Annotated in this window: 12 protein-coding genes; 9 read left to right on the top strand and 3 right to left on the bottom strand. The window is 46.9% G+C overall.

The annotated features are described in order from the left end of the window. Positions 1 to 15 precede the first annotated feature (15 nt). Positions 16 to 549, top strand: a complete 534-nt coding sequence (locus tag ACX9NY_RS29755; RefSeq protein WP_472476599.1) for a GNAT family N-acetyltransferase — start codon at positions 16 to 18, stop codon at positions 547 to 549. 182 nt (positions 550 to 731) lie between these two features. On the opposite strand, the gene ACX9NY_RS29760 is transcribed toward ACX9NY_RS29755, so the two are convergent. Together ACX9NY_RS29760 and ACX9NY_RS29765 are read right to left on the bottom strand one after the other, a co-directional pair. Continuing rightward, complete coding sequence (locus tag ACX9NY_RS29760) at positions 732 to 902, bottom strand: hypothetical protein (protein ID WP_253440469.1); 171 nt, start codon at positions 900 to 902, stop codon at positions 732 to 734. Next, positions 899 to 2,137: a glycosyltransferase family 4 protein gene (locus tag ACX9NY_RS29765; RefSeq protein ID WP_472476601.1), complete on the bottom strand. Its 1,239-nt coding sequence runs from the start codon at positions 2,135 to 2,137 to the stop codon at positions 899 to 901. Before ACX9NY_RS29765 ends, ACX9NY_RS29760 begins: the two co-directional genes overlap by 4 nt. 145 nt (positions 2,138 to 2,282) lie before the next feature. On the opposite strand from ACX9NY_RS29765, the gene ACX9NY_RS29770 reads away from it, so the two are divergent. Beyond that, positions 2,283 to 2,681, top strand: coding sequence for a hypothetical protein (locus tag ACX9NY_RS29770; RefSeq protein ID WP_339237270.1), 399 nt, complete (start codon positions 2,283 to 2,285; stop codon positions 2,679 to 2,681). Positions 2,682 to 2,943: 262 nt separating this feature from the next. Next, on the top strand, positions 2,944 to 4,428 hold the full coding sequence (locus ACX9NY_RS29775; RefSeq protein ID WP_339237267.1) for a DHA2 family efflux MFS transporter permease subunit: 1,485 nt from the start codon (positions 2,944 to 2,946) through the stop codon (positions 4,426 to 4,428). 64 nt (positions 4,429 to 4,492) lie between these two features. Here the strand turns inward: ACX9NY_RS29775 and ACX9NY_RS29780 are convergent, their stop codons facing one another. Continuing rightward, positions 4,493 to 5,566, bottom strand: coding sequence for a glycosyltransferase family 4 protein (locus ACX9NY_RS29780; protein WP_472476604.1), 1,074 nt, complete (start codon positions 5,564 to 5,566; stop codon positions 4,493 to 4,495). Between the two features lie 244 nt (positions 5,567 to 5,810). On the opposite strand from ACX9NY_RS29780, the gene ACX9NY_RS29785 reads away from it, so the two are divergent. The 6 genes from ACX9NY_RS29785 (at position 5,811) to ACX9NY_RS29810 (ending at position 11,777) form a co-directional block, all read left to right on the top strand. Beyond that, complete coding sequence (locus tag ACX9NY_RS29785; protein ID WP_472476606.1) at positions 5,811 to 6,968, top strand: ABC transporter ATP-binding protein; 1,158 nt, start codon at positions 5,811 to 5,813, stop codon at positions 6,966 to 6,968. After that, positions 6,965 to 7,681, top strand: coding sequence for an ABC transporter permease subunit (locus ACX9NY_RS29790; protein WP_339237259.1), 717 nt, complete (start codon positions 6,965 to 6,967; stop codon positions 7,679 to 7,681). The genes ACX9NY_RS29785 and ACX9NY_RS29790 overlap by 4 nt, the downstream gene beginning before the upstream one ends. A 4-nt stretch (positions 7,682 to 7,685) precedes the next feature. Next, positions 7,686 to 9,080, top strand: coding sequence for a GldG family protein (locus ACX9NY_RS29795; RefSeq protein WP_339237257.1), 1,395 nt, complete (start codon positions 7,686 to 7,688; stop codon positions 9,078 to 9,080). Next, on the top strand, positions 9,077 to 10,036 hold the full coding sequence (locus ACX9NY_RS29800) for a DUF4340 domain-containing protein (protein WP_339237254.1): 960 nt from the start codon (positions 9,077 to 9,079) through the stop codon (positions 10,034 to 10,036). Before ACX9NY_RS29795 ends, ACX9NY_RS29800 begins: the two co-directional genes overlap by 4 nt. 268 nt (positions 10,037 to 10,304) lie before the next feature. Then, a complete protein-coding gene (locus ACX9NY_RS29805) occupies positions 10,305 to 11,294 on the top strand; it encodes a YhcN/YlaJ family sporulation lipoprotein (protein WP_339237251.1) in 990 nt (329 codons plus the stop codon). Between the two features lie 258 nt (positions 11,295 to 11,552). Next, positions 11,553 to 11,777, top strand: coding sequence for a helix-turn-helix domain-containing protein (locus ACX9NY_RS29810; protein WP_017692532.1), 225 nt, complete (start codon positions 11,553 to 11,555; stop codon positions 11,775 to 11,777). Positions 11,778 to 11,963 lie beyond the last annotated feature (186 nt).

Genomic DNA, 11,963 nt, shown 5'->3' on the forward strand with positions numbered 1-11,963 from the left:
AATGGAGGTGAAGTATTGATTACAGAGTTACACACAGAACGATTATTTTTGCGAAAAATGAACGTATTGGATGCGGCCAGCTTGTTTGAAATTTGGTCTGATCCGGAGGTTACTAGATTCATGAATATCACTCCTTTTACGGATGAAAGTCAAGCCATAGCCATGATTAATATTCTGGACGATCTTTCTCAGGAAAACAAGGCTATTCGATTCTCTATCATCGCGCAAGAGTCCAATGAAATTATAGGTTCATGCGGTTATAACTTGCTGGATTATGACAATCTCAAAGCAGAAATTGGGTATGACATTGCCAGATCACACTGGGGAAAAGGATATGCGACAGAAGCGATCTCTTCTTTGTTAGCTCATGCCTTCTCGACGATGAAGCTGAATCGAATCGAAGCAAAGGTTGACCCCAATCATGTGAATTCTATCAAGCTATTATTAAAGCTCAATTTCACATACGAAGGTACCCTCAGAGCATACGAAAGGGCAGGCGAAACGTTCAACGATCTGAATATGTATTCCAAGTTGGCGACAGATGAATAAGATCTGGAATTCGTTACATGTCGGATCTGTGCAAAAAGAATCAATTAGCGTGTTCTGGATTCGCTAGAACACAACACAATAAAAGCAAACAAGGGGTGTCCACCGTCATTCATATGACAAATGGTACACCCCTTGTTTGATATTCCGGTATGTTACATGAAGACAGTATGGAATGGGACAACTTAATCCTTTGAATACATGATCTCCATCGACACGGGATCGGGAAATACATAGCCCTTGGGCAGCTTCTGCATCAATTGATTCATGATAGCGTAATCCACGTCGATGTGAGGCGTGGAAACTGGAGTCGAAAACCAGCGATTGTATAGATCACTCGGTACAAGCAGCGTCATATCGGTTGTCCTCCTCTGTAAATAGCCTCCTGGTAGACTTGAAAAGTACGCATTCCCATTTCTTCCAGTGAACGATGTTGTTCAGCCCAGGCTTTTGCCGCCGCCCCCACTGTTCTTCGGGTAACGTTATCCTCCAGTAATGCATTCAACAATTCGCTGAGCGAGTCGACATCCTGTGGAGGAACAACCCATCCTGTACGTCCCGGTTCAACCATCTCAGGCATGCCGGCTGTACCACTGACGATAACAGGTATACCCGCCAGTTGTGCTTCGGTCACGGAGAACGGCTGAGTATCCTGCAGGCTGGGCTGGACATAGATGTCTGCGTGGCGCAGGAAGGAAGGGATATTGTCGAGTTTGCCCCAGAACACAACATCAGCGCCAATACCTGCTGCCGTGGCCTGTGCCTGCAATTCATCGGATAGATTGCCTTCTCCTGCGATCCAGCACACCCAATCGGTACGTTTGCTTTTCAGACTGGCTAAAGCCTTGATTAATACATGTACACCCTTGATGTATTCAAGCCTTCCGGTAAAGGCAATGACTTTCTTGCCCGCGGGTGGTCGTTGGCGAAATTTCACGGCTGCTGAGGCACGGTAGGTTGGCAGGTCGATAGCATAGGGGATTTGCCTGAACTTCGACTCTGGAACCGCGAGTTCTGTAAGTGTACTTTTGATCCAGTGACTGGACACCAGAATCAGCTCAGACTGTGCTGCACTTCGCTCTTCCAATGAGAGAAAATAACGTCCGCGTTTGGATTGCAGATAGGAAGAAAGAGTAAGCTGCGGGTTGGAGTTTTGAGCATCGTAAAAGGCCTCGCGGGCAAGTGCCCCATGATAGCTGGTGACCAGTGGGATATTGCGGTTCAAGATGCGTTTTATGGCTACGGCGGCTACGGGATCTTGCGCATGGATTACGTCATAGTGGTCTACTCCCAGATAAGCGGCGGCCATCTCGAAGGCGTATCTGTTCAGTTCATAATAAGCGAGAAGCGGATCGGCAGTGAATTGTGGCAGATCGGTCGGATTGAGTTTGGCTTGCAGCATGGGCCACACCGTATCCTTGGAGAAAGCGCGGTTCAGATTACGAACATATACCTCGTTTTTAGCACCATTTGTGCCCATGATATCAACCTCTACACCAAGTGAAATCAGCCTGTCGGCCAGTTGTTTGACATATGTCCATATGCCTCCCATATGTGTAAGCTCCCAATACGTAACGAGCAGAACTCTCATAGCTACCCCCTTGTCACGGCCTGCACCGGCCGAGCTTCTATGCTTCTATTCTATGAAAAAAGAGGACCGGAAGGTCGGGCATTTTTGTGTATCTGGTTGAAAATGGGTGAATGCAAATGACAATAGACAAGGGGGAGCATATCCTATGTATAGAAAGGCTCATACGCCGAAGGAGGGATCTACAGTGGCTGTATATGTGCTAAATATCCATGAAAATTTGTTACAGACGTTTGTTCCCATCAAATACATGGACGTGGAGTTGGCCTATGTGGGGAGCGATGAAGGGACAGATGTATTTGTTGGCGGAGCCAGTAGGCACGGAGAACTGTATCGACATCTTTTTCATATAAGTTCGAATTCGGGGGGAGCGGGTGGTAATCAAGTCATTCATAATCTGGATGTATCTTCCGATCCTTATGAGCTGAGGATTATCAGCAACAGCTCTTCACCGAATCATCTGGTTATTCGCATGTATTACAGAAGTATTCACGGTCAGACATTGGGCATAATGTCAGAATATCAGATGATGAAGCTTGCAGATTGATATGGACATAATTGAATAGTCGTGATTAACCCACGTGTGGAGCAGGGAAGTGCCTGTTCCATTTTTTTATATTGCATCCATAGTAGAAAATTCTGAAAAAATAGCTTGACAGCAAAGGTATTTTCATTAGAATTAGATCAGTGTTAAACGAAAGTTTAAAACGACGATTTAAAACGATAGTTTGAAATCAGTCGAGAGAATATAGGCTAGTGAGATGCAGGCAGCAGCCTGTGTTCTTCTGCCGGAAAAGAGTGTGGAGAACGTGAAAGAACAAACAGCAGTATCACAGGAGCCGGCAGAGTTTTCGATTAAAACCATTATTTTGCCACTCCTGGCTATTATCGTTGGCATGATCATGGTTATTCTGGACAGTACCGTTGTTAATGTGGCCATTCCGAATCTCGTTCAATATTTCGAGACGGATCTGAAGACCATCCAATGGACGGTTACAGGATATACCTTGGCTTTGTCTGCAGTTATTCCGCTGGCAGGTTGGTTAACTGACCGTTTCGGTGCCAAAAGAGTATTCCTGTTCACCATTGCCATGTTTACCTTGGGTTCTGTGTTATGCTCCATTGCCCAATCACCTGAGCAATTAATCATTTACCGTGTCATTCAAGGCCTTGGGGGAGGCATGGTTGCTCCTATTGGTATGGCGATGGTATTTCGACTGGCTCCTCCTGAACGAAGAGGTTCCATCATGGGCATGCTCGGAATTCCCATGCTGCTTGCCCCTGCACTGGGCCCGGTATTGTCCGGTTGGTTTATTGAATCACTGAGCTGGCACTGGATCTTCCTGATTAACTTGCCCATTGGTATTGCAGCTTTCATTCTATGTATCAAATTTTTGCCTGATACAGATCGAGGACGCACGCCTGCACTGGATCTGCTCGGCATGATTCTGGCGCCAATTGCATTCTCAATGCTCGCTTACGGTGTGAGTGAGGGGGGAACGAGCTGGACATCTACAACAACACTGACTGGTGTAATCGTAGGTGGCGTGGCGCTCATCTTATTCATTATTGTGGAACTTCGTCATCAAAATCCATTGCTCGAACTCCGGGTATTCAAATCATCTGATTTCTCACGGGGGATTATTCTCGCATGGGTGTCGCAAGTAGCGCTGTTCGGTGCGATGATTCTGATCCCGCTTTATTTGCAGCAGATCAAAGGGTATACTGCACTGGAAACGGGATTGATTCTGCTTCCGCAGGCTCTGGCTTCCGGCGTGGGTATGCCGCTTGGTGGTCGGTTGTTTGATAAAATTGGTGCCAGACCTCTGGCCTTCGTGGGTCTGGGAATTATCTCGGGAGCCTTGTTTATTCTGTCCTCCATCACGGCAGAGACAGGTCTTGGCCTGATTATCACGGCCCTGATCATGATGGGTCTGGGTATGGGCTTGTCCATGATGCCACTCAATACGCATGTATTGAATGCTGCACCACGTAAGCTGGTTGGACGGGTTACACCGCTTACGGCCGCTGCACAGCAAGTGGTCGTGTCCTTTGCGGTTGCAGGGCTCACAGGTTTCCTTACTTCCAGAATCGCAGACAATACAACGAGTGCAGAGCCGACCGCTATAGTTCAAGGTCTGGTGAGTGGTTTCAATGATACGTTCTTCCTGGCCGCTTGTATTGCATTGTTTGGATGTCTGCTCAGTCTGATTCTGCGCAAACCAAAACCGATGCCGGAAGAAGAACTTCAAAATGGCGACAAGCCTGATCCCGCGATGATGATGGGACACTAAGACTTTTTAAAGTGACATAGTAAGGCAGTTCAAAGAATCTTGCTGAACTGCCTTTTTGTTATGCTCAATGAAAAATTCGCAGTGCTGTCATCATTTCACGGAAAGAATGGGCATATCGATCAGGTGAGAAAGACAAGCTCATATGCTGTCTGCCCTGAATGCGGATATACTCCCGCAGTTTCTTGTTCTTCATGAGGTCTCTTGCTTCGTCTACAGCAGCCTTTATATTTCCAATGGGATAAAACTTTCCAGTCTTATTATGTGTGATGAATGAGCGCACACCATCCGAATCTGTGCTGAGCACTGGGCAACCGCAGCTAATGGCTTCAGCGACGGCATAGCCGAATCCTTCTAGCAGGGAAGTGGATAACATGATTCCCCCTGACGCAGCAATCATCGAATAGTATGCGGGCATCTGAGAATGGGGAACATTGACGAAGATGCCGATCCGATCCTCAAGCCCGTATTCTGCCAACATGTGCCGGAACATGACTTCATCTTCTGGATTAGCCAAAGTGGGATCATGGAATAACCATAGTCTGGCTTTCGGATTTTTTTTGATGATTTCATTCGAAATGATTAAATATTCCCGCCAGTTTTTATTGTGTTCAAGTCGTCCTACCCAGGCCAGCACTGGATAGGGTGGAGTATCCACCAGAACCGGTGCGAAGGTGTCTGTATCCAGCATATTGGGAATAACAAACCGATGTAGCCAAGGACAGATATGAATGAACATATCCAGAAGGTGGTCTGTGGGAGGGATAACGGCAGCATCGCAATGGGCCTGAAGGTAAGGTACACCCATCTGTATCGTTTCCAGAGCCTGATCGCGTGTTCCGAGTCCCTGCGCTTCAAAAATAATTTTTCCTGTATAGCCAAGCGCTCTCAAGCGGCCGGGCATAGCGATGTCTGAAGTGGCGATGATGGCATCATAATGATGAGTATGAATGATATGATGGATATCCTCGTCACTGGATGCGGTGAAAATGGGGGTATCACTGTTGTTCTGCAATCCCGAGCCTGTGTTGAGATAAAGTAGGTGCGCTTCAATGCCATGGCGTTTCAGAACAGCGGTGCGCAGTCGGTTTAACGTATCCACGCCACCGCTTGGAACATAAAACGTGAATAATACTTTCACACGATTCACCCTCTGACTTTTGGTCAGGAGCACATTCTCCTGTACTCTATGTTACGTTGGCTTGAAGTATAGGGTGTGGGTGTTGTTTAGTGTGTACACATTTTGGACACATTTTTTTAAGCTTTCTTTTAAGTGACATTAAGCTGGGCTTAGGATAGATCACGTATTATACAAGGAACTTCCCGTGTACACATCTACCTTAAACGATGGTACACGGGTATTTTAACGGGAAAGGATGAATGATGTGCTCGAAGTGAAACAGGTCAGCAAAGTTTACGAAGGGCAGCGCGGCGTACATCAATTGGATTTCACCATGGAACGTGGTGAAATTGTCGGGTTTCTCGGCCCCAATGGTGCCGGAAAAACAACAACGATGCGTATGATTACGGGCTATGTGCATCCAACCGCGGGTTCCATCCTGGTGGATGGGGTATCGGTGCATGACCAAGGTCAGCGTGTTCGTTCCAAGATTGGATATCTGCCTGAAACTCCGCCACTGTATCCGGATATGACAGTGCAGTCCTACCTTAAATTCGTAGCGAATTTGAGAGATGTTCCGGCACGTGAGGTTAAGCTGCGAGTCAGCGAGATGGTAAGCAGATTGGGACTCCAGGGTCGGGAGAGACAAATGGTACGTGGGTTATCCAAAGGATACAAGCAACGCCTAGGGCTGGCAGGAGCCATTATTCACAAGCCGGATCTTCTGGTGCTGGATGAGCCAACCTCGGGCCTTGATCCAAATCAGATTATCGAGATCCGAGATCTGATTCGGGAACTGGGGGAGAATCATACGGTGCTGCTCAGTACGCATATTTTGCCTGAGGTGAGCACACTCTGTAATCGAATGTTGATCATTAATCAGGGGCAGCTCGTGCTGGATGGCTCACCACAGTATTTCGGATCAGCAATGGGGGATCAGTTCAAGGTGTCGATTGAAGTGAAGGCCACTGCGGAGCAATTACATAATGTGCTGAAACCATGGGAGAAAGTGCGGAGTGAAGTCATTCAAACATCAGATGCGAATACCACCAGAGATACTTCACTTACTTCTGATACAGCGAATACGGTTAAAATGCTTCTTACTGGAGAGAACTCGGAAGATTTCCGGGAGGAGCTATTTTACCTTTTGTCCGGTGCAGGATTACCGATTCTGGAGATGAAAAAGGAGAATCTCAGTCTGGAACAGATTTTCCTGAAGCTGACCACAACTGAGACAACAACGGATATAAAAGATACAAACGCGGATTCGGCAGATGGGGCAGTGATGGATCAGGCGAATGTAACTTCCGACAACGACTCGTCGAGTGTATCGGGAACATCACCGAGTCCAACAAGTAGTACATTAACGAATACTTCAACGGATGCTTCGTCCCATTCGCGCAAAGGGGAGGACTCCAAATGAGACGAATGATGGCGGTATGTAACAAAGAGCTGCAAGCTTATTTTCTGTCTCCAACGTCCTATTTTGCTTTTGCCGTATATGTACTGATGACCAGCTTGCTGTTCTACTCCAGTTTCGTATATTACCAGCCGAGTATTGTCGATTATCGACTCGTGCTGGGGGATACGTTATCCATGCTGCTGTTTGTTGTGCCTTTGTTAACGATGCGGCTTGTTGCGGAAGAATTCAGACAAGGAACGGATGAACTGCTGCTGACTTCCCCTGCGCGTGTAACAGAGATTATTTTTGGCAAATACCTTGCTTCTCTGGCCATTCTGGTCGTGCTCATCCTGTGCAGTCTGGTGTACCCCTTCATCATGTCGTTCTATGGAACATTGGATATGACGACAGTATGGATGTCTGCGCTGGGTTTATTGTTCCTGGGCGGAAGCATGATGGCAATAGGACTGTTCGCTTCCACGTTATCCCAGCATCAGATGGTGTCTGCGGTGGCGGGTTTTATTATTTTGCTCGTTTTGTGGATGCTTGATTCATTCGCAGGTAATACAGGATCTGCTTTGCAGCAGTGGCTCGATCCGTTTGCCCTGACTAACCGGTTTGACAGCTTCATGAAAGGCGTGCTTAGCGGACCGGATATATTGTACTATGTCACACTTTCAGGTGTGTTTCTGCTGTTAAGCATTCAAATTGTCGAACGGAAGCGGTGGAGGTGAGAAGATGAAAAAATGGTTAAGTCATACCAACAGTACCGTGCTGTCTGTAGCGGTGATTGGCATCTTTATTTTGCTAACACTGTTCCTGAATTCACTTGGCGGCTTCCAGCTCGATCTGACCTCGAATAAACAATACACGTTGTCTGACCAGTCTCTTACTGCGATCAAAGACGTGAAGGATGACGTCAACATTCTGGTGTTAACCGTCGAAAATGCCAACAACACCGTGCTGAACCGTGAGGTCACGGATATGGTGGAGGAATACACGAAACGGAACAGTAAGCTGAAACTAAAACAGTATAATCTGACGCAGGAACCTGCGCTTGCATCCAAATACGGCATAACAGGCAGCTCCATTGTGCTGGAGCAGGGAGATCAACACAAAGTGATTGATATCGCCAGTTTGTTCACCGCGGCAGGTGACGGCAGTGACGGATCCTATCAGTTCACAGGTGAGGAAAAGCTGACACAGGCGCTTATGAATATGTCATCCACCGAGATGCATAAAATGGTCTTCCTGACCGGACATGAGGAGCTGAGTCTCGATCAGATGACTACGCTGCAATCCTCATTGGAACAAAATAATGTGCAGACAGAAGAATTGCAGTTGAATCAGGCCGGGAAGGTTCCGGAAGATGCAGATGTGCTTGCCATTATAGGTCCACAACGTGATCTCAGTGATGCAGAAATGAAGGCCATTCGCACATATCTGAGTAATGGAGGCAAGCTGTTATTGTCCCTCGGATTCGTAGAAGATATGAAATCCAGCTGGAAAAACATCGATGCCCTCATGGCAGACTATGGTGTCGTTGATGAGCATGCAGTGATGGTGGATAATCAACAAGCCAGTACGATGGGACCACTCTGGGTGGTACCGGAGTATGGAACACATGCAATTACGGACAAACTTGCTGCAAGCCAATTGTACCCGATGTTGTCGCTGTCGATCGCGCTGACCAGCAAAGAACAGGATAAATACACCCTTTCACCGTTAATCCATTCTTCCAATGACAGTTATGGGGAGACGAATATCGGAGGCTTATTGCAAAATGAAACAACCAATGATGCTAAAGAGGATATTCAGGGGCCAGTGGAACTTGGGTATGCAGCCGATACGACGGATGGCAAACCGAAGGCGGTTATTCTGGGCTCGTCGATTTTCATGCAGGATTCGGAAATTGCGAATGGCGGAAACAGGGACTTTATTTTGAATACCGTGAATTATTTGAGTGAGAAAGAAAATGGATTGACGATTCGTCCACGGGTACAAGCCGGATATGAGACGGCATACCTGAGCGGCGAACAGGCCAGAACGATTTTCTTCGTGGCTATTGTAGCGTTTCCGCTTATCTTTGTGATCATCGGTGTACTCTTATGGTGGAGGCGCAGACGGGTATGAGAAAATGGGTTCCAACGATTCTGGTGGTCATCGTACTCATTGTGGGTTGGGTGTACGCGGCTAGTCAAAATTATTTTCGGGAGGAAGAAGCGGTGCAAGCCAAGTTGCTCGGTATTCAATCCGAAGATATTCAATCCATCACAATACATGACTCCACCGCAGAAACATCCGGTGCAGCAGCATCTTCAACTTTGACGCTTGAACATGGCGTATGGCAGATGGTTGAGCCGAAAGCTTATCCTCTGAACGGTTATAGTGTTAGCAGTTGGTTAGATGCTCTGAGTGGCGCGAACCAGGAAATGGTGGTGGAAGAAGCGCCGGCAGATCTGGATAAGTACGGATTAGGAACAGATGCAACACGTATGGATATCCAACTCAAAGATCATCGGGAGATCAAACTGGCGATTGGTGGCCAGCTTCCAGCAGATGACGCACGATATGTGCGCGTAGATGAGGGTCCCGTAGTTGCCGTACAGACAGAGGCGATTAATAACATAGCCTTGTCACGTCGTGATCTGTTGGATACTACACCGTTCAACATGGATGAGACAAATGTGGGGTCTCTGGAGTGGGAAGGTGAAGCCGCTACCTGGATGTTAACATCGACATCGGAGAACGGTGCTGCAGAGCAGACCTGGGCATTGAATGGAAAAACGATTGAAGCCACGGACGCCGTATCCCTTATCGGTAAAATCAAAAACCTGTCAACAGCAGATGATGTGCGCAAAGCGTCTGAGCTGAAAGGTACTGTTCCACGATTCACCCTGTCTGTTGAGCAGACGGTCAATGGGCAACAAGTGAGAGATGTGTATCGGGGACTTACGTTGCCATCCGAACCGGATCAGATCTGGGTCGTTACGCCGGATGGTCAATGGGCATATGCCTTGGAGACGACGAGTCTAACGGAAGCCGAGAAATTCCCGGATACAATTAAGACATCAACCGAAGGAAAATGAGTGGCGCAAAAGGTAAGAGTTCATCAATGACTTGAAATAAATTTTAAGTTACATGTAGACAGTGCTGCGAACACGCAGTACTGTTTTTTTATTTTATAGCGAAGACCTTATGGTCTGCATTTCAAAACCCAAAGATCAATAAGCTGTGAGCAAAAATTGAGCATCCAAATCTACAGGGTAAGGTACCATATCCTTTCAGCATATCGGCACGCACAGAAGCGCATCCTATCTTTGTGACCAAAACCAACATACATTGGAGGATGAGTACATGCCAGCAGTCAAAAAGGCAACAGCTATTACGTTATCATTGTCTACTGCAATCTTTGTAATGGCCGGTTTGACAGGATGTGGCACGAATCGGGATACCAACAATATGCATACGCAAAGTGTCCGTCAGCAAGCGAGCGGCATTAACCGTTATGGTGTGGAAACGAATGGCATGGATGGCATTCGTGCGAAAAGTTATCGCATGCATAATGTCACTGACCTGAAATCCAGTGAAGAGTTGGCTAAACGCATTACGGAGATGAAGGAAGTGAAATCCGCCCGTGTCATGTTAACGGATCGTAATGCTTATGTTGCGGTGCGTTTGGCAGATGGTCATGCAGGCAAGTTGGAGAGCAAGTCCAACGGTCGTACAAGCATGCTGGATGGAACGATGCGTAATCATGCGAGTGATACCATGCGTGGTGGCAACATGAACCACGATATGGGAGGCATGCGTGTGAATGGCGGTACAGGCACAATGTCACCGTACAGCACAAGTGGAATTGCTCCAGGGCTGAACACGAATTCAGCAACGGATCGCAGCCATATGGGCAATGATCGTGGCATCTACGGCACGATGGGTACAGGAGCGGTTGGAATGATGCGTGGTCTCACAAACAGCGGCAAAGCACGTGGGACGAACGATGGTCATTATGGAATGAAAAGTGAAGGACAACGTGTAGATAGCACGGATGATAACACATCAGCTGAGATTAAAGGCAAGATTTCAGCCAAAATCAAGCAGTTTGCGCCGAACATCGAGAATGTATATGTATCAGCCAATCCGGAATTTGTGCAGCATGTCGAGAACTATGCCACAGATATTCGTAATGGTAAGCCCGTTAGTGGCATGATTGATACGTTCCAATCGATGGTGGAGCGTATCTTCCCAACCAACGGAGCAGGAATGAATCACCGCGATGGCATCCTTGACGATGGCCTGATGAACCGTAATCATAACGGTGGGGTCATGAATCGAATGAATCGGTAGATTACAAGCTCAATGAACAAGTGTGCCTTTGCGCGGATGATATCATCAGCTGCAAGGGCATGTTTGTTTTAATATCAATGATTCAAATGTTGGATTACATATGCCACTGCACAGGTTCACTTGGGACAATAAAACATATAATTCCTGCCCATTTTTCTTATAAAACTGAACCAACGCCCTTGATCTGACATAAGATGAGTTGACTGTATCCCCTTAACCTTGTTACACCAACACAACCCGAGCAAGGAGGGGTGAACATTGAAGGGTATCGATCATAAAAGCAAATTTTTGTTAACCCACCGTGAACGCGAAGTATTCGAATTACTGGTTCAAGACAAAACAACGCGTGACATCGCAGGGCAGTTATTCATCAGCGAGAAAACGGTGCGTAACCATATTTCGAATGTGATGCAGAAACTCAATGTTAAGGGTCGTTCGCAGGCAGTTGTCGAGCTGATTAAGCTTGGAGAACTGAAGATCTAGTTGCGAATTACAGTTAGGATGAAGTAGCAGCATGAAAGCCTTTCTCTATTCTTTGTCATGAAGAATGGGGCAAGGCTTTTTTGCTGGTATGGACCATGGACTCAGGGAACTATCAATATTTTTGAGGGAATATCCGAAACGTAGCATCGCTTGTTTTCATTATTTTACTAGGCCATAATGATTTAC

This window comes from Paenibacillus sp. CB74, from assembly GCF_055687625.1.